18 protein-coding genes are annotated in these 25,819 nt (G+C 59.3%); 2 read left to right on the top strand and 16 right to left on the bottom strand.

The genetic code is table 11. The annotated features are described in order from the left end of the window. Nucleotides 1-116 precede the first annotated feature (116 nt). Nucleotides 117-1,304, top strand: coding sequence for a M20 metallopeptidase family protein (locus KB449_RS12385; RefSeq protein ID WP_350356220.1), 1,188 nt, complete (start codon nucleotides 117-119; stop codon nucleotides 1,302-1,304). A gap of 47 nt (nucleotides 1,305-1,351) precedes the next feature. Here the strand turns inward: KB449_RS12385 and KB449_RS12380 are convergent, their stop codons facing one another. The 8 genes from KB449_RS12380 to KB449_RS12345 form a co-directional block, all read right to left on the bottom strand. Then, complete coding sequence (locus KB449_RS12380) at nucleotides 1,352-2,980, bottom strand: response regulator (protein ID WP_282908671.1); 1,629 nt, start codon at nucleotides 2,978-2,980, stop codon at nucleotides 1,352-1,354. Further along, nucleotides 2,940-4,796 carry a cache domain-containing sensor histidine kinase gene (locus tag KB449_RS12375; protein ID WP_282908670.1) on the bottom strand — a complete coding sequence of 619 codons (1,857 nt, stop codon included), beginning with the start codon at nucleotides 4,794-4,796 and terminating at the stop codon, nucleotides 2,940-2,942. The genes KB449_RS12380 and KB449_RS12375 overlap by 41 nt, the downstream gene beginning before the upstream one ends. Before the next feature lie 118 nt (nucleotides 4,797-4,914). Further along, nucleotides 4,915-5,787, bottom strand: coding sequence for a carbohydrate ABC transporter permease (locus tag KB449_RS12370; protein WP_282908669.1), 873 nt, complete (start codon nucleotides 5,785-5,787; stop codon nucleotides 4,915-4,917). Continuing rightward, nucleotides 5,781-6,743, bottom strand: a complete 963-nt coding sequence (locus KB449_RS12365) for an ABC transporter permease (protein ID WP_282908668.1) — start codon at nucleotides 6,741-6,743, stop codon at nucleotides 5,781-5,783. Before KB449_RS12365 ends, KB449_RS12370 begins: the two co-directional genes overlap by 7 nt. Before the next feature lie 122 nt (nucleotides 6,744-6,865). Further along, a complete protein-coding gene (locus KB449_RS12360; protein WP_282908667.1) occupies nucleotides 6,866-8,506 on the bottom strand; it encodes an extracellular solute-binding protein in 1,641 nt (546 codons plus the stop codon). Nucleotides 8,507-8,703: 197 nt separating this feature from the next. Continuing rightward, the gene (gene hepB / locus KB449_RS12355) at nucleotides 8,704-13,764 is read right to left on the bottom strand and encodes a heparin/heparin-sulfate lyase HepB (RefSeq protein WP_282908666.1); all 5,061 of its coding nucleotides are present in this window, start codon (nucleotides 13,762-13,764) and stop codon (nucleotides 8,704-8,706) included. 176 nt (nucleotides 13,765-13,940) lie between these two features. Then, nucleotides 13,941-14,588: a phosphatase PAP2 family protein gene (locus KB449_RS12350; protein WP_282908665.1), complete on the bottom strand. Its 648-nt coding sequence runs from the start codon at nucleotides 14,586-14,588 to the stop codon at nucleotides 13,941-13,943. A 91-nt stretch (nucleotides 14,589-14,679) separates the two neighbouring features. Next, nucleotides 14,680-15,159, bottom strand: a complete 480-nt coding sequence (locus KB449_RS12345) for a hypothetical protein (RefSeq protein WP_282908664.1) — start codon at nucleotides 15,157-15,159, stop codon at nucleotides 14,680-14,682. A 169-nt stretch (nucleotides 15,160-15,328) separates the two neighbouring features. Here KB449_RS12345 and KB449_RS12340 point away from each other — a divergent pair, with 169 nt between their 5' ends. Next, nucleotides 15,329-16,126 carry a COG4705 family protein gene (locus KB449_RS12340; protein WP_282908663.1) on the top strand — a complete coding sequence of 266 codons (798 nt, stop codon included), beginning with the start codon at nucleotides 15,329-15,331 and terminating at the stop codon, nucleotides 16,124-16,126. Between the two features lie 77 nt (nucleotides 16,127-16,203). Here KB449_RS12340 and KB449_RS12335 read toward each other — a convergent pair whose 3' ends face one another. The 8 genes from KB449_RS12335 to KB449_RS12300 form a co-directional block, all read right to left on the bottom strand. Next, entirely contained in the window at nucleotides 16,204-17,340 is a 1,137-nt protein-coding gene (locus KB449_RS12335; protein ID WP_282908662.1) for a tyrosine-protein phosphatase, read from the bottom strand. A gap of 545 nt (nucleotides 17,341-17,885) precedes the next feature. Then, a complete protein-coding gene (locus tag KB449_RS12330) occupies nucleotides 17,886-19,676 on the bottom strand; it encodes an L-fucose isomerase (protein ID WP_282908661.1) in 1,791 nt (596 codons plus the stop codon). Between the two features lie 57 nt (nucleotides 19,677-19,733). Beyond that, on the bottom strand, nucleotides 19,734-20,582 hold the full coding sequence (locus tag KB449_RS12325; RefSeq protein WP_282908660.1) for a sugar phosphate isomerase/epimerase family protein: 849 nt from the start codon (nucleotides 20,580-20,582) through the stop codon (nucleotides 19,734-19,736). After that, nucleotides 20,579-21,526, bottom strand: a complete 948-nt coding sequence (locus KB449_RS12320) for a phosphoglycerate dehydrogenase (RefSeq protein ID WP_282908659.1) — start codon at nucleotides 21,524-21,526, stop codon at nucleotides 20,579-20,581. The genes KB449_RS12325 and KB449_RS12320 overlap by 4 nt, the downstream gene beginning before the upstream one ends. Nucleotides 21,527-21,557: 31 nt before the next feature. Beyond that, nucleotides 21,558-22,163 carry a glucose-6-phosphate isomerase gene (locus KB449_RS12315; protein WP_282908658.1) on the bottom strand — a complete coding sequence of 202 codons (606 nt, stop codon included), beginning with the start codon at nucleotides 22,161-22,163 and terminating at the stop codon, nucleotides 21,558-21,560. Continuing rightward, nucleotides 22,160-23,134: a shikimate dehydrogenase family protein gene (locus KB449_RS12310; protein WP_282908657.1), complete on the bottom strand. Its 975-nt coding sequence runs from the start codon at nucleotides 23,132-23,134 to the stop codon at nucleotides 22,160-22,162. Before KB449_RS12310 ends, KB449_RS12315 begins: the two co-directional genes overlap by 4 nt. Before the next feature lie 93 nt (nucleotides 23,135-23,227). Further along, nucleotides 23,228-24,751 (bottom strand): xylulokinase, encoded by a 1,524-nt coding sequence (locus tag KB449_RS12305; protein ID WP_282908656.1) that lies wholly within the window; start codon nucleotides 24,749-24,751, stop codon nucleotides 23,228-23,230. A 17-nt stretch (nucleotides 24,752-24,768) separates the two neighbouring features. Beyond that, nucleotides 24,769-25,812 (bottom strand): alcohol dehydrogenase catalytic domain-containing protein, encoded by a 1,044-nt coding sequence (locus KB449_RS12300; protein ID WP_282908655.1) that lies wholly within the window; start codon nucleotides 25,810-25,812, stop codon nucleotides 24,769-24,771. Nucleotides 25,813-25,819 lie beyond the last annotated feature (7 nt).

The raw sequence follows: 25,819 nt of genomic DNA, 5'->3' as shown, positions 1-25,819 counted from the left end.
TATAAAATGCAAGGTAGACCCGGCTATTTCTAAGCCAGGATCGACTATGCTCGATATGGCGCTAACTGACAATTCCCAAAAACTTTACGCGATTGTGACAAGGAGAGGATCAAGACGTGACCGAACGGCATCCCTTCTACCAAGCCGCCCAGGACATGCGTGCGCAGTTGTCCGCTTGGCGACGCGACTTTCACCGGAACCCCGAGCTGGGTTATGAAGAAACGAGAACGGCAGGCATCGTGGCGGATCATTTGACGCGGTTGGGCCTCGAGGTACGTACGGGCGTCGGCAGGACCGGCGTCGTCGGCCTGCTGCGGGGGACGGAACCCGGCCCGACGGTTCTGCTCAGAGCCGATATGGATGCCCTGCCGATTCCGGACGGCAAGACGGCGGATTATGCTTCTACCGTGAAAGGGAAAGCCCACTTGTGCGGCCATGACGGCCATACGGCCATGCTGATGACCGCGGCGCAGCTGCTCGCCACATGCGACGCGCCGCGCAAGGGCCATATCAAATTCATGTTTCAGCCTGCGGAGGAAGGACTGGCCGGCGCCAAAGCCATGATCGACGACGGCGTCCTCGACGAACCGCGCGTAGATGCCGCCTTTGCCCTGCATGTGAAGCCGACGATAGACACCGGCAGGATCGGCGTCGGCTCGGGCACGTTTTACGCTGCGGCGGATCGCATCCGCATCCGGATCATCGGCCGCGGCGGACATGCCGCGGCGCCGCACCAGACGATCGACGCCATCCCGATCGCCGCGCAGGCGATCACTGCGCTGCAGTCGATCGCGAGCCGCCAGACGGACCCGCTGGATTCGGTGGTCGTGACGATCGGACAGATCCAAGGGGGGTTCGCCTCCAACGTCATCGCCCCGGAGGTTGAATTAATCGGAACGGTCCGCACCTTAAACCCTGCCCTTCAAGAACAGATGCCTGCCCGAATCGAACGGATCGTTCGGGGCGTCACCGAATCTTTCGGCGCCTCCTACGAATTCGATTACAAGTTCAGCTACCCGATGGTCATCAACGACGAAGGCATGACGGATCTCGTCAGGCATACGGCCGACCGGACGCTCGGTATCGGCAGATGGTTCGACGAACGGCCGACGATGGGCGGAGAAGACTTCGCCTTCGTCGCGCGGGAGGTGCCCTCCGCCCTTTTCTGGCTCGGCGTCGGCGATGGTACGGAGCGGACGTCTTATCCGCTGCACCATCCGCTGTTCGACTTGGACGAGCGTGCCCTTCCGGTCGGGGCCGCGATGCTCGCTTCCGCTGCTTTGCATTATCTGGAACAGGCCTAATTCCTGCCGTTCGCCGACGCTTCTCTCAAAATAATTTTTATCAGGAATTACGGCATCGCCTTTTTGTTCTTCACTTCGGCGGGCGTCACGCCCCACGTTTTGCGGAACACCTTGGCAAAATAACTGAAGTCCCGATAGCCCAGCATGTTAGCCGTATCCGATACTTTCATGCCGTCCGACAGCCATTGCATCGCCAGCTTCATTTTGCGCTCCACGACGTAGGCGGTGAACGATTGTCCCATTTGCTGCTTAAACAAGCGGGACAAGTACGAAGCGTTGATGTACAGCTTGCCGGCGACCTCGTGCAGTCCGATGTCCTGGCCGATATCGGCTTCGACCATGCCGATCATCTTCTCGATCAGCTCGTGGCGGCTTTTGCTTTTCCTTTCGTTGACGTAGGCGCATATATGGTCGACGGTGCCGTAGAGCCAATGGCGGGTCTGCTCCTTGGTCGACAAGGCGCGCAGCTGCTGGAAAAAAGCCAAGTGACGCCCCATCGCCTCCTGCAGGGGCCAGCCTTGAAAATGGACGACGCGCACGATAAGCGAGGCGAGCAGCAGTACGTTTTCGTACACCGCCTCGCTCGTGTTCGCGCGTTCGACATGCGTCTCGAGCCACTCGTCGATCAAGGCGGTCGCCGTCTCCCGCTGGCCGGACTCCAGCGCATGCGCGAGCACCTTCTCCAGCTGGACGTCCGCGGCGACCGCATGGGACGGCGCGGGCTCGTCGCGGTACGGCACGACGATATCGTGTCCGTGCACGACGCGCTCCGTAAGCGCTTGGCAGGCTTCCAAGTAGGAGCGGCTGACGTTCGACCTTTTGTCCGCGACGCGGCCGATGCCGGCGCTGGCGGAAGTTTTCATATACGCTTTGAAGACGGACAGCAGCCTCGTCGTATTCTGATGAACGTCCGCCGTGAAGTCGCCTGCGGACCGCCGCTTCTCCCGTTCGCCCGGCGCGTCTCGGAATACGATGACGGTCGCGCCTTCGTCGTCGGAAAAAATATGGCAGGGTACGTTCGCCAGGAATTCCTTGGCGATGCCGAGCATCGATATTTGGAGCAGCGTCATATCCTCTGGCGAAAAACGGGGATTCGGCGCGGTGAGCGGATCAGGATCCACTACGGACACGGCCCAGCCCGCACCGGTTGGCAAGTCGATCATCAGCTCGCGGCTGCGCTGCTCGATCTCCCATTCGGCATATTTCCCCGACAGCCAATTCTGAAAAAACAGATCCTGCAACCTCGGCAGATGCTCCGCCCATCTTTTGCGCACGAGCTCGTTATTATATTTGGCGTCCAGGTCCTCCCGAATCTTCTCGCGCGCCTCCAGCACCGCCTGCAGCACTTCTTCGTTGCCGGCGGGCTTGAGCAGGTACTTGACGACTTGAAGCTCGATCGCGGTCTGGGCGTACTTGAAGTCGTCATGTCCGCTGAGGAAGATGATCTTCGCCAGCGGATCCGCCTCCACGATGTGCCGTGCGACGGACAGACCGTCCAAGTCGGGCATCTGGATGTCCAGCAGCACGATGTTCGGCTTCGCCTGATCGAACAGCTTAATCGCGTCGACGCCGTTGTCCGCCGTCGCGACCACCTCGATCTCATGCTCCTCCCAAGGAATGTTGCGGGCAATGTTGTTAAGAAGCCGAAGCTCGTCTTCCACGATCATCAGATTCATGGGCGCCTCCGATCGGGATCCACAGCGCGACGGTGGTTCCCTCGTTTTCGATGCTGTCGACGGTCAATTCGGCCGAATCGCCGTAGTACAGCTTGAGTCTCGCTTTTACGTTCCATAGGCCGTACAGGTCCTTCCGTTTCAGCTCCTGATCCCAGGCCTGCCCCGCATGCGCGTACAGGCGATCAAGCTCGTCTCTGATATAGCGCAGTCTGTCCGGGGGAATCCCTTTTCCATTGTCCGACACCGCGAGACGGAGCCTTCCCGCCTCCAGCCGGCCGTCGATCCGCACGACGCCGTCCTTCTTTTTCTGCTCCAGCCCGTGCAGGATCGCATTCTCGACGATCGGCTGCAGCAGCAGCTTCAGGACGGGATGCGGCTTGCATGCCTCGTCGATCCGGATGTCGACGGACAGCTTGTCGATGAACCGCAGCTCCTGCACGCGCAAGTAATAGCGCAGATGCTCGATCGTCTCTTCGACCGTGAATTCGTCCTGTCCTTTGCTCAGGCTCAGCCGGAAAAACTTCGAAAGATTAAGCGCCATCTCCGAGATTTCTTCGGCTTCGTAATTTTCGGCCATACTGTAGATCGAGTCCAGCGTATTGTACAGGAAATGCGGATTGATCTGCGACTGCAGAACGCGCAGCTCTGCCTTCAGCCGAAGCAGCTGCTGCTCGTAGATGTTTTCGATCAGGTTTTTCTGCTCGAGCGCCATATCGTTGAAGGCGCTCATCAGGTAGCCGAACTCGTCCTCCCGCTTGTTCGGAAGATTCGTGTCGAGGCGCCCCATCCGCACCTGCTTCATCCCGTATGCCAGCGATCCGAGCGGCGATGCGATGCCGCGATAGACGATCCAGGAGATGACGATCGTGAGCAGCACGCTGATGCCGATGATCGCGTACATGAACGTCCGAAGCTGATCGGTCTCGGCATACATAGACGAAGCCGGCTTGACGAGGACGACGGTCCAGCCGGACGACGGGGACCGGTACCGTACGAGCATTTCGCTTTTTCCGCTTTTGGCCGACGGCTTAACGGTCACGATGTCGCCGTCCGCATCCCAGACCGGCAACGTCTTGCCCGCCGAGCCCGCCCCCACGATCAGCCGGTCGTCGGCCGTCGTCAGATAGACGCTTTCGTCCGTCCCGTCGACGAGCGTATCGAGATGCTTGCGCAGATGCGCGGCGTCCAGGGTGATCATCAGCACGCTTTTGCGATCCCCCGGCTTGAACGGATCCATCATACGAAGCAAGCTGACGTAGCCCGGCTGAAAGGTCTGGTCCAGCTTCTGATAAGAGTTGAACTCGTCCGGCTTCGGCACGAGGAGACGGCTTTTGCCGCGCGACTGCATCAATTCGGCATACCAAGCCTGCCCGGGGAGCTCGTCCACTCTCCTGCCGCCGAATTTCGAGGACAGGACGGTGTGCGAATACGCATGATAGATCGATAATTGAGTGAGATAACTGTTTGCCGACTTCATGTTGGACAGCTGTACGAGCACCTTCTGAAAATCCAGGTTCATCTCGCCGGTCAGCTGCGGGTCCGTCAGGTTCAGCAGCTCGATCAGGTTCGTATCCGTGGCGAGCGCCATCGACATATTCTCGAGATTGTCCATCGTCAAGTCGATGGCTTCCATCGCGGAGGACAGCGCCACGACCGTCTGCTCGTTGACCTTGCGCTCCAGGATCCGCTCGGAGCGCAGACTGGCGAATATGCTGACCGCGACCAGCGGCAGGAGAATGATTAGAAAATAGCTGGTGAGCCGCAGCTGCACGGAGCTGCGGAAAGCGTTCGCAAGTCTCGGTAAGATGGGGATCATATTCGGCTGGCGCACCTCCGGCCTGAAGGGAACAAATGGATGAAAATATATTACCATATAATAGCCCAGGGGCTTCGGCGATCCGGAAAAATCCCGGATGCCGAGCCCCTTGTTGGACCTATCCTTTGATCGCGCCGATCATGACCCCTTTGGTGAAGTACTTCTGCAAGAAAGGATACACGAGCACGATCGGCATAATCGCAACCGTCACCGTAGCCATCTTGATCGTCTCCGGCGGCAGCTGCGCCACCTTGGAGGCATTCAGCGACAGCTCCTGACTTACGCTCGGCGTCTGAATCATGTTGCGCAGAACCACCTGGATCGGCGCCAGATCCTTATCCGAGACGTACATGATGCCTTTAAAATATTCGTTCCAGTGGCCGACGCCGTAGAAGAGTCCGATGGTGGCCAGGATCGGCGCCGACAGCGGCAGCACGATGCGCCAGAGCGTCGCGATCTCGCCGCAGCCGTCGATCCGCGCCGCCTCTTCGATCTCCTGCGGCAGCCCTTCGAAGTACGTTTTCATGATCAGGAAGTTAAACGTGGATACCGTGCCGGGGATGATCATCGCCCAGATGGTGTTGTAGAGCCCAAGCTCGCGTATAACCATGTAGGTCGGGATCAGTCCCCCGTTGAACAGCATGGTGAATATGATCGCGAGCAAAATCCCGTTGCGCCCCGGCGTCGATTTCTTCGACAACGGGTAGGCAAGCAGCGTCGTCACGATCAGATTGATCGCGGTGGCGACGATCGTGACGATTAAGGTAATCCGAAGCGCATCGGGAATCCGGGCGCTCGCGAGAATCTGTTCGTAGGCCTCCAACGTCACGGCGCTCGGCCAGATGACGAAGCCGCCGTTGCGAAGCACCTCGGTATACGGCGTGATGGACATGACGACCACGAAGTACAGCGGGAACAGCGTCGACAAGGCAAACAATCCAAGGAAGACGTAGAGCGCGCCGTCGACGATACGGTCCGTTTTCGTTACCATATGCCCGAACCTCCGACTTTTTTGGCTATTTTATTCGCGCCCAGAATAAAGATCAGGCCGATCAAGGATTTGAACACGCCGGTGGCGGCGGCAATGCTGAAGTTCAGCTGCTCGAGCCCCTGACGGAATACCCAGGTGTCGATGATATCTCCGACGCCGAATACCCTGGCATTCAGGAAGATATATACTTGATCGAAGCCGGCGTCCAGAATGCTGCCCATCCGCAAAATCAGCAGCAGCACGAATACCGATCGGATGCCCGGCAGCGTGATATTCCACATTTTCCGCCATCTGCCCGCGCCGTCCACCGCCGCCGCCTCGTACAGCTCCGGATTGATCGAACCGAGCGCGGCCAAATAAATAATCGCCCCGAAGCCTACGTTTTTCCACAGATCGGAGACGACGAGCAGCGGACGGAAATAATCCGGATCGGTCAGCAGGTTCAGTTCGCCCCATCCCCATTCGCGAAACAGCGTCGTGACCAGGCCGGCGCCGGGCGCGAAAAAGGAAAAGACGATGCCGTACACGATAATCCAGGACAGGAAGTGCGGTCCGTACGTGATCGACTGCACGACCTTTTTAAACCACTTGGAACGAATCTCGTTCAGCAGCAGCGCCAGCAGCATATCGGGGATCATGTTGAAGATCATGCGATAGATGCTGATGAGCAGCGTATTTTTCATGATTTGGGGAAAATCGGGCGATTGGAACATGGTCCTAAAATGTTCGAATCCGACCCAAGGGCTCTTCCATATGCCTTTCATCAGGTTGTAATCCTGAAAGGCGATCAGAATGCCCGCCATGGGCAAATAGTGAAACAATAAATAATAGAGCAAACCGGGAATCATCATGAGAATCATCCATCTGCCGCGATACAAGCTTGCGAACGACTTGCGCCTGGCGGCGCTTTTCAAGGGGGCCGTCGGTTGCTTCGTTTGCGCTAGGGTTTGGTTCATTGCCATTGCCCCTTTGTGCTGGAGTTGCGGGAAAGGAAGAAGGCAGCCCCGACCCCGTCAGGGGCTGCCTTCCGTTTCTTCGCCTTGCCGGATATCGCGCTTCTAACGGGCTAGCTTTTGCCTTACTTGAATGCGTTCAGCTTTTTGTCCTTCAGCACGGCGTTGATCTGGTCGGTATAGCCCTGGAAAATCGTTCTGCCGGTATACTTCGTCATCAGCTCTTCGCGGTACTTGGGCCACTTGGCGGCGCTCTTGTCCTCGAAGATCATCTTGACGTGCAGGCGGTGCATTTCTTTGCGGAAGTCGCCGATGTTGGTGCCTTCCGGCGGCAGCAGCGAGACCGGCGGGAGCGCGTCGTGCTTCGGATACGAAGCGACCGTCTTCAAGATCGCCTGGTCGCGCGGCGAGATGCGCGGATCGCTTACCTCGAGGCCGAGTACGGCAGGTTCCTCCGGCGTGAAGAAGCGGTAAATGCCTAGCCAGTTGCCTGCGTTCGCGATGTCCGCGTTGTACGCTTCGGGAATGAGCGTGATTTTATTGCCTTCTTTCGTATAATGCTTGCCTTCCTGACCGTAGTGAGTCAGCAGGAATCCTTCTTCGCCGGCCAGCCAGTTCAGCACTTCGAAGGCGCGCGCGACTTTCTCCGGATTTTTCTCGGCGACCGCTTTGCCGACCATGACCGAGGTTTCCGGCACGCCGTTTTTCCAGATCGCCGGCAGGTCCGGGAACGGATTGAACGGCTGCCAGTCCGCGTTCGGATCGATCGCTTTCGTGCGGGATTGCAAGCTGTTCGCATCGCCTTCGAGCGCCGCGTTCTTTTCGCCGCTAAAGATGATGCCGATCTTATTTTGCGCGGCTTTGTCCAGATGTCCCGGGTATTTGCTGAGGAACCAGTCCGGATCGACGATGCCTTCGTTCGTCATATCGATGATGCCTTGAATGACCTTCTGCACGCCCAGGTCCGTCCGGTTGTCCACGAATGCGTCGTTCGCGATTTGGAAGTCGGCCACGAAGCCGTTTGCCAGCCATTGCGGAAACTCGAGCGGCACGCTTGTGCCGTTGCCCGACGTCGAGAAGCCGTACGTATCCTTTTTTCCGTTGCCGTCCGGATCCTCGTTGGTGAATTTTCGCATGACCTCGAGCATCTCGTCGTACGACTTCGGCATCTCGAGCTTGAGCTTGTCGAGCCAATCCTTGCGCACGTACCAAGCGGGATACTGGTTGCGCATGAAAGGCAGGATGCCGCGGTTGAAGCCGCCGCCTACCAGTTGGTACGAATCGAGCTCCTCCTGTTTGACCCAGCTGTAGTAGTTCGGCATCTTTTCCTTGTTCAGGTATGGCGTCAGGTCGGCCAGAAGGCCGTCGGTCGCGTACTTCTGGGACGCGGCGCCGTCCGCGATGAACACGTCGGGAATATCGCCTCCGGCCAGTTGGACGTTCATCTTGCTCTTGTAATCTTCGCCGCCGACCATGTAGTCGAGCTTCAGATCCACGTTGAACTTTTCTTCGATCGCCTGCTTGACGAAGTCTTTGTCCGCCGAAGGAAGCGTAGCGTTGGCGAATTCCGTGCCGACCGGCACCATGAAGCGCAAGCTGATTTTCTCCGGCTTGGCCGCTTCGGACGCGGTCGCCGATGCCGACGCCGTGCTCGCGCCGGTCGCGGGCTGGCTCGAGGCCGCCCCGTTTGTCTCTTTTCCATTGTTCGAGCAGGCCGTAGCCAGCAAGGTCGCCCCCGATAATACGACGAGCAATGACTTTTTCAAATGCATCACCTTCCGACGGTTTAATCTTGCGCTTGCCTACGTTCATTATCCGGCATGGCTTCTCGCATTCATAGACGAGCGATTTGACATATCGTCGGTACTTTTTTGACCTTCGACGGTCGTTACGGCATTTTAATCCGTATCGCATGAACGGCGGGCCGATTCCGAGATTCTCGAAATCGACCCGCCGTTTCCCGTTAGCGAACGGTTACTTTCATGACTTCGCTTTCCGAAGTACCTGCGTCATTACCGAGTTCGACGCGATATTCGTACGTCCCCTTCGCACGTCCCGTAATGCTTGTCGCAGTCGTTTGCGCGTTTGGCGTGCGGGCCGAAAGGGTCCGGGTATCGATAAGAACGCCGTTCTCGTAAAGCTTGTATGTCGTGGCGTTCGTCCCCCACCACAGGTTCATCGTCACCTTAAAGTCGCCATTCCCGTCCCAGTTGTCGTTAGACAGCGCCGGCTTGCCCGGCGCGGCATCTTTAACCGTGACGCTTAGCGGCGAACATGGGGTTGTACCGTAGGCGTTGGTCAGCTCGCACGTATAAATATACGAACCGTTCGCTTTGCCGGTAATCGCCGTTTCGGCCAGTTGAGCCGACGGCGAAAAGACGTCAAGCGTCCTGGTGTCGATTAACTTGCCGTTCTCGTACAATTTGTAGATCGAGCCGTTGAATCCGTACCACATGTTCATCGCGATCTTATAGCTGCCGTCCAACAGTCCTGTGTCATAGCCGTTATCGCTCGACAGGACCGGCGTTCCCGGTACGCCCGTTGCGCCCGAATCCGGAATCGGCTCGTCGCCGACAGGCGTCAGCGTGTACGTTCCGGCAGGCGCCGAGAATGCCAGCACCCCGCCCTCTTCGCTCACGACGCCCGTACGGTCGGTTTGGCCGGGCATCGAAATTTTCCATTTCCCCGCGCGCATATCGGCTACGGTCACCGACATGTCCGCCTGCGAACCGTACACGGACAACGTCACCGATTCGTTCAGGCGCCGACCGCTCTTGCTGAACCAGACGGCGCGATCCGCGATCTGCACGCCCGTCATCAGATCGGCGTCGAGCCGCCGGCTCGGCAGAACCGCCGTTTCCCCGTCGTCCATCACCTGCATGACGTTCAGGAAGTAGTCGGTCTCCGCGTGCGCTTCAGGCGATACTTCCACGCGCCATGCGCCGGCTTCGATTGTGTTCAAATGCGCTGGCGTAGAAGGAATCCGCGGATAATTCGTACCGTTGGTCTCGAATTCGTGTCCCGGTCCGCCTACCTTTGCAATGTTCACATTGTCGGCGAGCGGCAGCAGCGTCTCGTTCACGAGCTTGCCGGAATACCCGTTCCCGCTTCTCGTCACGGTCGTGACCGTGCCGTCCACGGTCGGCTCCTCCTCGGTATGCAGCAGCCAGGTCTTCTTGAAGTTCGGGTTCGACGAGACGATCTTGTCGAAGACGACCATCGCGGCGGGATGATCGGCGTCCTTCAGGTTCAGGAACATCATCGAGCGATCGAACTGACTGACCTTATCCGAATAAGCCTGCGTCAGGTCGCCCTTTATATAGCTGTATTCAGGGGCGAGCGGATCCGAGCCCCCGCCGTATGCCTGCCCGGTCACCTTGGCTCGTGCGTAATCCTTGCCCGCCAGATCCTCGAGCGACCAGGCTTCTGCGTAAGCGCCCGAGTCGTTCGCCCATCGTTGACCGCCGTCGTTCACCAGCGATTGGCCGCGATAGACGGGGGTTTCCGCCGGATCGTAGACGAGCATGGAATTGTGCGCGATCGTGCGCTTATAGTAATTGCGGTCATAGGCGCTCAAATAGGATTCGGACTTCGCTCCTGCCGCCGGCAAACCTTCGTACATGCCGCTGTCCAGCGCGAGCGAGCCTTGATAGTACAGCTGGAAGCTGCCCATATCCAGATGCTGATGGTTGCCGAACCAGTAGCCGCCGATTTTCATCTCCGCGACCACGGAGGGGGAATTTTTGTTGACCGCGGTCGGATCGTCCCAGCCGGTGCGCGCGACCATCGATCCCATCGGCGAGCCGAAGTATCGGGTCAGCGGCAGCTCGCTCGCCGGGCTGGACGCCAGTTCCGGCTTGACGAACAGCATTTCCGCCACCGGATCGATCGTCCCCGGCGCGTATTCGCCCTCGAACATATCGTGCACATAAGGGTTATCGTACAAGTAAGAAGCGAGCATGGCCTCCTTCTCGTATTTCCAGGTCTTGTCGTCGGGCGTGTAAATATCTTGGTAGGAATCCCCGTCCCGGATCAACTGGCCGTCCGGCCGCCGCGTATAGATCGCGCGCATCAGGACGTCGCCCTGCTTTTCCGAGAAAATATCGCCTGCGCCCATCTTCCGCATGATGAGCTGCGCCCACAGCTCCGGCTCGTACCGCCCTTGCATCCCGTAGGAATCGCCTTGATGATGCATACCCGATTCGTACCAGAAGTTGCGCACGGGCACGTACTGGTTCATGAGCAGAACGGCGGCATGGTTGTAAATCTCGTGGTTCGGGTCCTCGTCATAGACGGCGACGCCGGCCGCGAGCAGGTTTTTGAGCAGTTGGTCTTCGCTATAGTGGCTCTCGACCGCGGGCACACTCGCTTGCGGCGGATAGCCCATCTCCAGATCGGCGGCCAGCGACTTCATCTTGGCGATGACAAACGACCGCTCGTCATCGTCCATCAGATCGTAGCACCAGTCGTAGACGATGGCTGCCGCGTTCAGCGTATCGCCGACTTGGTGGTACTGCTCGGCCGGCGTAAAGTCGACGGTACCCAGGAAGTTTTTGATCATCGACACGGCCCGTTCGCCCTGCGCCTCGTCGCCTTGCACGAGATATCGCAGCGCCGCGGCTTCGATCGCCTGGCGCACGCCGAGGATGTAGTTCGTCTTGGCGTCTCCTTTGATCGGGGGCAACCAGCCTTCGGGACGGTCTCCCGTCTCCAGATCGAGACGCGTCCAGGTTTGTCCGTCCGTCGATACGTCTACGTCGAAGAACGAATTGCGGACATTGCCTTTGTAGAAGGCCAGCGCGACCGCGTGCACCTCGCGTACGGTGCCCAGATCGTACTTGATCCATTGCCCCGCGCCTTCGGCCGTCCAATAGGTATTGAAGTCCCCGTCCAGCGTTTTCGTTCCTCCGTGGTCGCTGTCCTGCGCGGCGCTCCAGGTCGTCGACTGTACGGGCAAATTGGCGTATCCGCCTCCCTGGGGGGCGCCGTATACTCTCGCTTCGGTAATGGAGTTCCATGGAGCCGAGGAGCCGCCGTTGTTTCCTTTCCCTACGATGCGGACATATCTCGCCTGCTTCGCCTCGGGCAGCGGATACGTTTCGAGATCCAGCGTCGTGCCGCTGCTGATCGTAAACGAGGCATTTCCGCTATTAGCGAGCACGGCATTCCATACCGTTTGCATCGTCGGATCGGATAGCTTGGCCTGCAGCTGAGGGATATCGTCATCCCTGACATACAGGCGAGGGTGTACGCCCTGCGGCGGTTTGACGACCGTCTCGGCGGTAACCGCGGTCGCCTTCGCAGGCATCGCGATCGTCTCGTCCGTCATGTCCGCTTCGAATACCGCGACAGGCCAGGTCGTCGTCACGTAGCTGGCTTGTTCGGCTTTTAGCCGGTAACGGCCGTCGTAAACTTGCGAATCGATCGTAAATGTACCGTCGGCCGCGGTCGTGGCGGTGCCGTATGGCGTGACGAGAGCCTCATCATACAGCCGAACCACCGCGCCCGCGACAGGTTGACCGGTTCCTGCCGACACTACCTTGCCGCCGACCGCGTGCATCGCCGTTTCAGCTTCTTCGAGTACCAGGTCCGTGCTTGTCAGCCCGGCTTCCGACGCGGTCAGCGTCTGGGAGACGGTCGCATACCCTGGCAACGAGGCTCGGAGCGTATAAGTGCCGTCCTTGACCGCGTTGGCGAACGTATAGGCGCCGTCCGCACCCGTCGTGGCCGTGTCGAGCGCGTAAATAAAACCGGTGTCGCCCGCAGCGTACACTTTAACGGTTGCTCCGGCCAGCCCTTCGCCGTCCGCATCGCGCACCGTGCCGCTCACGCCGTGCTGCCGGACGAGATTCAATCGGTCGAAGTGAACCGATCCCGTCTTATCCAGCGTTTCCAGCTGGATTTGATTCAGGCTCAGGAGCCCGCCCGTCACGAAGGGACGATCCTTTAAAACGGCGGTATGGTCGTCGACGCGAACGGCCGGCGGTTTAATATAAGTGCCGAGGTCGATCGCGTCGCTGGTCATATAGACGTCGTACGTTTTGTCGTCCATATTGATCGCGATCCGAATCGTGTACCATTTGTTCGTCGCCAGCGAGCCGTTGCCGTTCGGCAGGTCTGCGTTGCCTGCGCCGCTAATAATCTTGGCGCCGCCATTGTTCAGGATTTTCATTTGCGCGCCGGGCAGCAGCGCCCCGCTCGCGTTTTTTCCCAGCACGTTCAAGTTAAAGGCAAGCTGATTGCCCGCTCCCGTCGCGTCGGGCGCGTACAAGAACCGCGTCTCCAGCTCATACCTGCCGTTTGTAAGCGGCTGAATCGGCCGAATCGCCCAGACGCCGGCGGTCGACGCTTGCTGGTCTCGCAGCGTCAAGCTCTTGTTGCCGTTCCCGGGCGTATCCGTAACGGAGGCAAGCCCAAGGCCGCCGACCGCGTAGGCGTCCGGCGTCGATCCGGTCGGATCGCCGTCGAAGCTGTCTTCGATCGGCAGCGGGGAGATTGCGCTTTCAGAAACCTGAAGATCGTCATAATAGCTCGTTCCTATGTTCGAGTTCCCCGTGGTCAAGTACAAGCTCCACTTGGCGGCATTTGCCGGCGCTTCGGCGGATACGTTGAAGCTCGTCCAGGCATTCAGCGGCGTGAATACATAGGCAGACGGCGGCGTTCCTACGAGCGCATTCGCATTGTCGTAAAAGCGAAGCTGGACGTTTGTCGCGCCCGAAGCCAAATAGACGGCGCCAGACACCGAGTAGTAGTGCCCCGCGGCTGCGGCTTGCTTGTCGCTCTCTACGGCGATCGTCGTGCCCGCGCTGGCGTCCACGATCTTCAGACTGCCGCTGCCGGACAGCTTCTGCTCCGTACTTGCAGAGACGCCCGTTGTGCCGACGACCTGCGTCCACCCGGACAGGCCGCTTTCGAAGCCGCCGTTCGCCAGTCCTGCATTCGCCGCCGATGCCGGTTGCGCAGAAGCGGGCAAATACCCCAGACTAAGCGCAATAGCCATAACCAGACTTACGAATCTTTTCATTCCTTCACACCTTTCTTCTCCATTTATATTGGTCTGTCCTTAGACCCGTCGCAGTTGTACTCATTATTGAAGCATGTCGCTAAAAATCATAGAGGACTGATTTGACTTTCGAGCGGTATTTTTTTGACCTGGAACGTAAAAAAAGCCGACCGCTTGAGGTCAGCTTTTTCCTTCAGTTATGTCCGATTGGCCCGGCGTTTGTCATATTTGCGGTACACCCAGATGGATGAGGCGAGCCAAAATGCGCTGGCCAAGTACCCGCCGAGCACGTCGCTCGGGTAGTGGACGCCCAGGTAAATCCGGCTCACGCCGATGGCCAATACGAGAGCCGCGCTCGCCGCGATCAGCACCGATCTTCCCCACTTGGCCGGGACATGCTTCCACAGCAAGTATGCCGATATGCCGTATAGACTGAACGCGCCCATCGAATGCCCGCTCGGAAAGCTGTAGCCGCTCACCTGAATAATCCGGTGTATATCCGGGCGTTCGCGGTGGAACGCCAGCTTCAGAACGACGTTGAGCAGCTGGGAGCCGGCGAGCGCGAATACGAACAGAATCAGCTCCCGCCGATGCTTCAGCACGAAAAACAAGAGCATAGCGATGGCCACCGCGATCGCCGTTACCGGCAGTCCAGCCCCGATTGCCGTGAAAAACTTCATGACCTGCGAAAGCCCCGGCGTCTCGAACCCTTGCATGAAACGAATAATCGAGCGGTCGAATGCGTTCAAGCGATGGAAGCCTACCAATAATGCAATGAGCCCGAATCCCGCCGCGAATAGGATACTGATCAGCAAAGCCGCGCTCAGCTTCAGCGTAAATTTCATCTTATGTTTCTCCTTCGTCTTTTACCGAATGCCGCGATAAAAATTGCGTCGGCCGCGAATACGACAAGGGCGAGCACGACAATCCACGCAGTCATCTTCGAATCGCCGAATCCGGGCGAATGCTTTTGTTGAAGCACCGTTTAACCGTCCGTTGATCCGATTCGGCGACGCTGAAGTCGAACCTTCTGTCTATAAGCATTTCCATTTGCGGAAATTCGACGATTGCCTCGTAGTCGCCCGGCTTCAGCGATTTGCCCATGGACAAGCGGACCGGCTCCTTGCCGCCGGGCATGACGACGGGAAGGCCTTTGGTCCGAAGGGACGCTCTTTTCCGATAATGAAAAGCATCTTGACTCGTTGAATAGGCCTTGTTAACGGTCACCTTTACAACCGGCCGCACGGGCTCTTTGCCCGTATTGACGATTGTAAGAAAGACTGTAGGAACGCCGTTTCCTGCGTAATCGTATCGAAAGTCTTCGGCGGTGAACGAGGGATAGTCTTCAGCCGATGCCCGCGCCGCTTGGGTCATTAACAGCATTAACCATAGAAATATAACCGAAAGCCGCAGCATTGTCGAACCCCCTCCTTCGTCTCCTTCCTTACTTTAATCCCGACAACTAAACAAGCTGTGAAGCAAAGATTAACGATTTATTAAGCGCGCCAGTTAAGACATTTTTAACATTTAGACGCTAATCTGTCCGAAGTTAGGGTTTTTGAACAGGCAAAGGAGATGAAGAGGCATGGGAAAATCAATATCGGCAATCCTGGAACCGGTTCGAGCGGCAGGTTCCAAAGTTCCGGAAATTACGATTTATTTCTGGATCATCAAGCTGCTGACGACCGGAATGGGCGAGGTCGCTTCCGATTTTTTATTTGAGCGATTGAATCCGCTTATATCCGCGCCTGTCAGCGTCGCGATCTTTATCGCTGCGATGGTGCTCCAATTCAAAGCGCGCAGGTTCGTGCCCTGGGTGTATTGGCTGGTCGTCGTCATGGTCAGCATCTTCGGAACGATGGCCGCGGATGTTGTTCGCGTCGGACTCGGCATTCCTTACGTCGCATCGACTATTTTCTTTGCGACGGCTCTGGCGGCAATCCTTTCGATCTGGTACGTCAAGGAGAAAACCTTGTCCGTGCATCGTATCGTCACGCGGCGCAGAGAATTTTTTTATTGGCTCACCGTGCTGACGACGTTCGCACTGGGCACGGCGGCAGGCGACATGACCGCGTCCTCCCTGCATATGGGGTATTTGGCTTCGGGCCTCATGTTCGCTGCCGTCCTGGCCGTTCCAATCGTCGCCTATAAGCTGTTGGGGCTAAATGAAATCGCCGCATTTTGGTTCGCTTATATCATGACACGTCCGGTCGGCGCTTCCTTCGCGGACTGGTTCTCCGCAGCGCGCGACAGCGGCGGCTTAGGTTACGGCAAAGGGGAAGTAAGCCTGGTGTTGACGATTCTAATCGTCGTTCTGGTGGCGATCCGAGGCGGGAAGGCTGCTAGCGTCGCGGAATCGGAATCACGCGATAGGGTCGCATAAATAAAGCGAGACGGAGAACCGTGATACGGCTTCCGTCTCGCTTTTTCGTTCGTTTGAATATGGATCTTGCAAGCGCCCTATTCCGTGTACATCGCCTTCAGCTTGGCGCGTTCTTGCTTCGTCACGCCGAGACCGACTTCGATAAACTTGTCGATCGAGCCGTATTTCGCCTTCATCTCGTCAAGCGACGCTTGCAGAAATTCCTTTTGCACCCCCATTAGCGCGGTGACGGCTTCGATGACATTCGTATCCTGAACCTGTGTTTTCAGCGCTTCGATCGACTTTTGGTTATTTGCTGCATTGTATACGTTTGACAGCAGATAATCTTCCATGACCGTTTTCTCGTCGACGCCGAGCGTCAGCAAAATAATCGCGGATCCGAGACCGGTTCGATCCTTGCCGGCTGTGCAATGCTGTACGAGCGCCAAATTCTCGGGATCGTTCAGCAGCTCCATGAGCTGGACATAAAACTTCGGATGGTCGACCATCGACTTGTTGCCTTGCACCATCATTTGAACGGCGCTTTCCTTGTCCTTCATCAAGCCGGAAGCGAGGATCGTACCAAAATCAGTGTTGCTGCCCGGGTTGCCTTCATCTGTACGCACATAGTTAACGCCCTTAATGACCGGATCGGGCAGCGACTTCACTTCGGCGTCCGTGCGATAGTCGACGTCCGTCGTAATCCCCATGCTTTGCAGTTTATTCTGATCGGCGTCAGTCAGGTGGCCGATCGCGTCCGCGCGAAACAACTTGCCCCATTTGACCGTGCGGCCGTCCGATGTCGCATAGCCGCCCAGGTCGCGGAAGTTGGCCGATCCCTCCAGGTCGACGTGGCGCTCGGATGCCGTGATGGTTGCGCCGTTGCCGCCTTTCACGAGGAAATAAATCCGCGAGCCCGGCTTCGGATCCGCGACGACGTGGCCGCCATAGCGCGTGTAGGTGGCGGCCAGCAGCTTGCCGTTTTTCTCGATGTTATCGGGCGAGGTGCTCCAATAAACTTTGGCCGGTCCGAGATCCGCGTTCGTTTTCCAATGGATGACGAGCTGTCCCTTGCCGTTCCGTTCGACGATCGCTTGCGTGAAGTCACCGCTATTCTTCGACTGCGAAGCCGTCGCTTGCGCAGCAGCGGCGAAGCCTGTCGTAGGCGCGGCGATCGCACCGAGCAAGATCGATAAGGATAAAATGGCGGTCGAAAGCTTGGTTGCTTGCCTCATGATTGAAACCCCTCCAAAGGCTGTTGTATACATCATTTCCGAATTAGTATACAAGTGAGTTGTTAAAGTTTTGTCAACGCCAGTCGAGAGTTGTGTTAATTTAACCGCATTAATCGGGGATTTGTGTAAATCGAGCTGTAGGGCCGCATCACGCGAGGCGTCGTCCTGGCTGGATTAACCGCATAGATGCATAATACTTGTGCATCTTGGCGTTGCATCGGCTGCGCGGCGCCGCACTGGCTGCATAGATGCACAATTCTTGTGCATCTTGGCGTTGCATCGGCTGCTCGAAGCCGTGCTGGCTGCATAGATGCACAATTTTTGTGCATCTTGGCGTTGCATCGGCTGCGCGGCGCCGCACTGGCTGCATAGATGCACAATTTTTGTGCATCTTGGCGCAGCATCGGCTGCGCGGCGTCGTGCTTATGAAGGATGAGTGTTGATTTTTGTTTAACTCTTAAGCGGCGCACGTCCCACCAAAAAACAAGAAGCTGCCCCCCGTGTCATAGATATGACTTGGAGACAGCTTCTGCCGCCTTATTCTCTTATTTATACAAGGGACCGAACGCCGCGCAAGCCCGGTAATCCGCACCTTCCGGGTCCTTCGTGCCGAACGCGCTCCAGGCGCTCGGGCGCAGCAAGCGCTTCGCGTCGACGTTATGCATGTTCACCGGGATACGCAGAATGCTCGCCAGCGTGACGAGGTCTTCCCCGATATGGCCGAAACTTACGACACAATGATTCGAGCCCCAATGCTCCATGACCGTATAGGCATCGTTAAAAACCGGATCTCCCGCAATAAGGTTCGGCGCAAACCAGGTCGTCGGCCAGGTCGGCGTCGTCCGCTCGTCGAGCGCGGCGTGCACGTCCTCCGGCAGCTCGACCGTATAGCCTTCGGCCAGCTGCAGCACCGGGCCGACGCCTTCAACGAGATTGACTCTCGCCATCGTGACCGGCATGCCGCCGCGCGTCAGGAAATCGGTCGAGTGACCGCCGCCGGCGAACTGGTCCATATAAGTCGGCCGCCAGGACGTAGCCGCAAGACAGCGGTCGACCTCCTCCTCGGAGATCTCCCAGTGCGGCTTCATCGCGGGCGCTCCGTCCCGCGTCATCTCGCCCGTGCCGTCGAGCGCCGCCGGCCCCGAGTTGATGAGGTGCAGCACCCCGCCGGCCGCGAGGCCTTCGAGCCGGTGTCCGGTCACTCGAGCTACCGCTTCAGGACTCCAGTACGCGCGTACGTCGGCGAAGATCTGCGCGGTGTTCGTCAGGTAATGCTGGAAAAGCATCGTCACCGCGTTCAAATTATCGTTTTCCGTTGCGACGATATAAGGTTCGCGCGTGCCGTTCCAATCGAACGAGCTATTAAGCACCGCCTCGAGGAAGTCCGCGCTCGGCAGGTGATCGGTCCACTCCCGCTGTCCCTGGAATCCGGAAGCAATTGCGTTATACCCAAACGCCTCTTCCTCGTAGCCTCGCTCGGCCAGACGCGGGTTGCCGATCATCAGATCGCGGACGATCAGCGCCATTTTGACGACCGTCTCCCAGTTGTGCGCTTTCTGCGCATCGGATATGATCAGCGCTTCGGGATTCGGATCGGGACCGATAACGCACTTCTCCTTGACCCAAGCCAGCGCGCGGCCGAACTCTTCCTCGTCGTAGATGCCTCGCTCGATGCGGCGGCTCACCTCTGTCATGTCCACGTAAGCGTTCTTCATTCCGAGATATCGCTGATAAAAGTCGTCGTCGACGATGCAGCCCGCGATGCCCATCGACACCGAGCCGATCGACAAATACGACTTGCCGCGCAGCAGTGCAGCCGCAAGACCCGCTCGCGCGAAGCGCAGCAGCTTGTCGGCCGCGTCCGCCGGAATCGTCCGCTCGCCGATGTCCTGAATGTGTCGGCCGTAAATCTTGAATACCGGCAGTCCTTTCTGGTTGTGCGCCGCGTGAAGCGCGCCCATATAGACGGCCCCGGGACGCTCCGTGCCGTTAAAGCCCCATACCGCGTGCGGAATACGTGCGTTCGTCTCCATCGTCTCGAGCGGATAGCACCAGCCCGAGGCGACGGTCAGCAGAACGCCGACGTTCTCCTTCGCGAACTTGTCCGCACACGCCGCCGCTTCCTTGAGACCGGAGATGCATACATCGTTTACGACGCATTCCACCGGTGTGCCGTCCGGATATCGCAATTGCGCCGACAGCAGCCTTGCGGCCTCGTGCGCCAGCTCCATTGTCATGTCCTTGGTTGCCGCCTTTACGAGCTTGCGGCGATCGATGATCGGACGGATGCCGATCTTCGGAAAGCCGCTCTCGTAGCGATGTGCCATATCCGCCATTATGCTCCGCTCCTATGCTAGAATGCTAGAATACTAAAATGCTAGTGTGCTGCAAAACTAGGCCAGGCCGTATTCCGCCATTTTCCCGCGGATGAACCTTACGCCCTCCTCGACGAGCGCGTCGCCGCTAGGCGCAAGCTGACGCCACACCCAAGTGTTCATATTGTCCGTCACGTCGACGAACGACTCCAGCGCGGCGTAACCGGTGTACCCGATCTCGGAGAGCGCGCGGAAGATCGCGTCCCAGTCGACGAGCCCCGTGCCCGGGATGCCCCGGTCGTTTTCGCAAATATGATAGTGAATCAGATCGGAGCCCGCCGCCTTCGTGGCCTCGTAATAGCTCTTCTCCTCGATGTTCATGTGATACGTGTCGAGGTGAATCTTGATGTTCGGCTCGCCGATCCTCTCCTTCAGCGCAAGCGCCTGTCCGCACGTATTCACCAGATTCGACTCGTAACGGTTGACGGGCTCGAGGCCGATCTGCACGCCGTATTCCTGCGCATAGACGGCAGCCTCGCGCAGCCCCTCCGCCGCCCAAGTCCATTCCTGTTCGGTCGGCCTGGCGTTCGTCTCCTTCACATGCTGCGAATAGACGACGCCCGACAGATTGGTCTTGCCGATGGCGGCCGTCGCGCGCACGCAATCCTTCAAGTACGCGATCCCGGCAGCGCGAACGGCTGGCTCAGAGCTGGTGATGTCGGTCCCCCTCAGCAGCACTGTGGAAGTCACGGCGTCGAGACCGGCGTCCTCAAGCCGGCGCTTGACGGCGGCTGCGTCGAACGTATCCAGCGTCATAAGCGGAATCTCGATGAAGTCGAGACCGAGTCCTTTGACGCGGTCGATGAGGCCGAGCGTCTCGTTGCTCCACTGGGAGCACCAGGCGTAGGCATGAATGCCGAGCTTCATGATACGGACACCTCCAGATGCTTGATCAAATTATTCGTCGCGATGATGCCCATGTTGGTCACGGCCCCTTGCGTGGACGCCGCGCAGTGCGAGCCCGCGATCAGGTTGCCGAGCGCGAGCAGCTCCGGATTGTCCGGCGGCTCCTTCTCGAATACGTCGATGCCGGCCCCCCAGATCCGTCCCGTCCGCAGCGCCTCAAGCAGCGCCGCCTCGTCGATCAGCCCCCCGCGCGCCGTATTCACGAGCACCGCAGTCGGCTTCATCAGCTCGAACTGCTCGCGGCCGATGATGCCCGCCGTCTTGTCGTCGAGCGGCAGATGCAGGCTGATGAAGTCCGCCTCGCGGACGATGTCGCCGATCGAATCGCGATATGCGATGCCGTACGCGGCCGCGGTCGCCTCGTCGCGGAACAAATCGTAGGCGAGCACCTTCATTCCGAACCCCGAGGCTCTGCGGGCGACCGCCTTGCCGATCGCGCCGAGGCCGAGCAGGCCAAGCGTCTTTCCATGGATATCGATCGCGGCCTCGGCCTTCCATATCCCGTCGCGGCATGCCCGGTCGATAACGTTCACTCTTCTGGCGACAGCCATCATGAGCGCGAAGGCAAAATCCGCGACCGCTTCCGTATTGGAGCCCGCCGCCAGCGTGACCTTGATTCCCCGCTCCTCAGCGTACTTCAGATCGATGTTGTCCGTGCCGACGCCGTATTTGGAGATGATCTTGAGCCCGGGCGCTTCCGCCAGCACCTCGCGGTCCAGCGGGTCGACGCCGACGATGACGCCGTCGGCATCCGCAAGCAGCCCCTTCATCTCTTCCTTCGTGAGAATACGTCCGTACGGGTTGTAAACGACTTCGTACCCTTGCGACGCGAGCAGCTCGATCGGAGCCGGGTCCGATTTGCCGAACGAACGCGGCGTCACGACGATTTTCAGCTTCGGTGCCATAACGGCAGCCCTCCTTTGCGCGACGCCACGCTTATTTCCACTTCGGGTTGTCGAGCACGGCAGGCTGTCCGTCGCGCTCGACGACGATTTTACGATAGCCCTTGGTCTCGATCGTGCCGTAGTCGTGTCCGGCATCCGCACGGAAAACGTAGAACGTAATGAGCGGTTCATGCCCGGTGTTAATGCTCCGGTGCGCGTACCGGCCAGGCACGTAGACGGCCTTACCCGGCGCGAATTCCTGCACGTCCCAGTCGCCTTCCGGATTTTCCATAAGCATCATCCCTTTGCCGCCGATGCAGTAGTAGACTTCGGCCGTGTCGAGGATCGTGTGAAAGTGCCCCTTGGTCATGTAATACTCGTCGCCGACCTTGCCCGGATAGACGATGCTCGTGCCGAACGCCAGATTGCCGTCGGATTCGGGTATGCCAAGCTCGTGGAATTCGTAGACGAGCGGGTCCGCGCCGTCCGCGAGCAAGCTGCGATACGCCTCGTCGTCCGCGTACATCCCTTTCATCTTCGACAGATGGCGCTTCAGCGAGGGCGCAGCGTCGGACAGACCGTTGTTCAGGCTGAAATAGAGCGTAAACGGGTTTAACGGATTTGCGAGCTTCGGACCGGTCGCGTGCGTTTGCGTCATTTTTGCGCGGCTCCTTTCGTTTCGCTGCCGTTTCGCAGCTCCATCGCGATCTTCTCCAGACGGTCGAACGTCTCGCCCTCGATCGGAACATGGAACACCTCGGAGATCACTTGCGTCCAGCCATGGATAAAATAGATCCAGCCGTCTTCCACATGGAGCCGTTTTTGCGCCTGTTGGCGAATCGCCTGGTGCATAAAGTCGAGCGCGCCGCGGTAATTCAGCTCCCAGACGAGGCCGCCTTCGGGGAACGCGGCCTCGTCCGTCAGCGGAGAGCCCGGGCGGTCCTTGCCGAGTCCCGTCGCATTGACGACAAGCGAACCGGCCGGCAATTCCGCCAGCACCGCGTCATTGTCCGCCGGCGCCGGACAAAGCCTGAATTCGAACCGTACATCCGTATCGATGCGGCCGAGCAGTTGGCGCGCCGATTCGAGCCGCTCCGGGCTGCGGTTCGTGATCACGATCGTACGCGGCACGTCATCCCCGCGATCTGGATGCGTCAGATAGCTGCAGATGGCGAGCGCGCTGCCGCCAGCGCCCATGATCAGTGCGTGGCCGCCCGTCTTTTTCCAATGACCCGGGGGCACGAACGCCTCGAGCGACAACCCGCTCGAGATCGGGTCCTTGGCGTGTCCGGCGAGCTGGCCGCCGGCCTTGGAGATCGACGAGATCTCCTCGAACGTCGTGGCGTACGGATCCAACGTGTCGAACAAATCGCGCGCGGCGTTAAAAAGATCGATTTTATGTGTCGTGACGAGCGCGCCCAGGGAGAGCGGATCCTCCTTGATAAAACGTACGCAGTCCCGGTAAACCTTGGGCTCCGCATGAATGGCGATGTCGATGCCGACGATCTTCGGTCCGCCGAGACCGAGCGCCTCGGCCCACAGCGGGAACAGCTTCATAATGGACGATTGTCCGGTCGTCACGCCGACGAAGTACATTGTCGGCGACGCCGCGCTTTGCGGCAGCTTCATAGCTTCGCACTCCTCTCCTTGACCCCAGGACATCGCTGCCCCGGGTGTCAGCAGGCATGTTTGTTTTATAAAATAAATGTGAAATTTACCCGATCACTCGGCTGCTTCCAGGCTCGCATACAACGCCTGCATGCCGTCCAGCGTCCGCCGATACCGGCCTGCAGCAACGGCGTACTGGCGATGCCTGCCCGCATCCGGCTCGATCGCCGCTCCCGGCGCCGCGAAGCGCTCGGCCGATGCCGCCAGATCCGGGAACAGCCCGACGCCGTGCCCCGCGACGAGCGCCGCGCCGATCAGCGCCGTATCCTCCGCCTGCAGCGGACGGTACGGTATGCCGAGCGTGTCCGCCTTGATCCCGTTGAACAGCGCGCTGCGCGCGCCGCCGCCCGCGACATGGACCGCTTCATACGCCGCATGCCCGACGAGCCGCTCGAGCGTGCCAAGATAATGCTTGTATTCGCAGGCGACCGATTCGAGGATCGCCCGGAACAGCGCGCCTCGCTCGTGAGACCAGGCAAGGCCGGTCCAGCTGCCGCGAAGCGCCGGCGTGTTGGGACAGACGCGCCCGCCGAAATGCGGAACAAACGTCAGGCCGCCGCAGCCCGGCTCCACCGCCTCGGCCAGCGCATTCAGTTCGTCGTAGTCCAAGCCGGTCATACGCTTGAACCAGGCAAGGCATTGCCCGCCGCCATTGATATAAGCAAGCGGCGTCCACAGATCGGGCAGCGCCGAGCGGGCATAGATGAGCGTCTTGCCCGCGGTATCCGGCCGATACGCGGCCGTGCAGCAGGACAGCACCGACGCGGTGCCCGCCACGTCGAACAGCAGGCCCGGCCGCGCGATGCCCGCGCCGAGCGTAGCCGCGGCGGTATCGCCAAGTCCCGCGGCGATCGGCGTGCCCGCCAACAGCCCCGCCGCTTCCGCATAACGATCGGCTAGCCCGCCGACGATGTCCCACGGCCGGACGATGGCAGGCATCTTGTCGCCTTCCACGCCGAACGCCGACAGGAGCTCATCCGACCAGGCCATCCGCTGTACGTCGGCGAAGCCGGTGAAATGAAGATGCGTATGGTCGATAAAGGCATCCTGCGCGCGCAAGCCCGCGAGCCTGCCGGCGACGTAGGCGCTGGGCACGAGAAACTTGGCGATCGAGCGATAGACCTCCGGTCGCTCCCTGCGCCACCATAAAATCTTGGGACCGTGTGCATAGGTAACCGGACTGCCCGTGATGCCGATAAAAGCTTCCTCGCCCCAATCCCGGATGAGCGGCATCGCGGCTTCGCAGCGGCTGTCGAGCCAGGAGTCGTAGGGCGTCATGGCATGCCAGTCTTCGTCGACGCCGAGCACGCCCGCCATCTGGCCGCCGATGCCGACTGCCGCCACGCGCGCGGGCGAGACGCCCGTTCGATCCATCGCCGAACGGATGGCGGAGACGACCGAGCCGAACATTTCGTCCGGATCCTGCTCGACCTGCCCTGGCGCGGGACGAATCAGGTTCGAAGGCACGAACGCGCTGCCAAGAATCTGGCCGTCTGCCGCGATAAGCGCGGCTTTGGTCCCCTGCGTGCCCAGGTCTACGGCGATCGCGCAGTTCGAGCGGCTATTGTCGGATGGCATTTAACTCCTTCTCCCCTCTAGTCGAACGCAATGACCGTCTTGATGCCCTGTGAGCTGCCGGCGTGGCGGAGCGCCTCGTCGAAGCGGCCGATCGCATAGCGCGCGGATACGAGCTTGCCGACATCCAGGATGCCGCTCGCGATGAACTGCAGCGTCTTGCGGAAATGCGCGTTGTTCGCCTTCGTGCTGCCCGTTACCAGCAGCTGCTTGTAATGGATGACGTTCGTGTCCAGCGCGACGGGCACGCTATCCTTGGGCAGGCCGCCGAAAAAGTTGATACGTCCGCCCATCGCCGCAAGCTCGACCGCGAGCTGCTGCGCTTCGGGCGACGGATTGGCCGTCACGATGACGTCCGCGCCCCGGCCGCCGGTCTGCGCTAGCAAACTTTCCTTCAACCCGTCTGCCGGCAGCGCGATGAACGAAGGATCGATCCGGCGCGCCAGCTCCAGCCGGCCCGTCGATCGGTTGCTCAGGAAAACCCTGCCAGCGCCTGACATTTTGGCCAGCTGCGCATACATGATGCCGATCGGACCGGCGCCGATGATCAGCACGTCGTCTCCGGCGCGGATCGGGCACTGCTCGATCCCGTTGTACACGCACGACAACGGCTCGTTGACGGCCGCATGGTCGAACGTCACCTGCGCCGGCAGCTCGACGACGTTGCCGAAGCGCAGCGCCTGCTCCGGCACTCGAACATACTCGGCGAAGCCGCCGTCCATCTGAACGCCAAGCGCCTCGTAGCTTGCGCACAGATGCTGGTTGCCGCGGATGCATTCCCCGCAAATGCCGCAGCCCATGTTAGGCGCAATGCCGACGCGCATTCCGACCCGGTAGCCGGTCGTAAGCGAACCGACCTCGACGATCTCCCCGCTCAATTCATGCCCGAGCGTCCGCGGCGATTCCGCCGAGATGCCCGGAAATCCGTTTTTGATCATCCGCATATCCGTGCCGCAGATGCCCGCGCTCCTTACCTTGACGAGAATCTCCCGATCGGAGATGACCGGCATTGGCACCTCGTCCAGCCGAATATCGCCGGGTCCGTACAATCTGGCCGCTAACATATTCGCT

Source organism: Cohnella hashimotonis, from assembly GCF_030014955.1.
In the GTDB taxonomy this organism is placed as follows: domain Bacteria; phylum Bacillota; class Bacilli; order Paenibacillales; family Paenibacillaceae; genus Cohnella; species Cohnella hashimotonis.
Note: the sequence above shows the minus strand (reverse complement) of the source record. Positions and strands in the feature narration are given on the sequence as shown.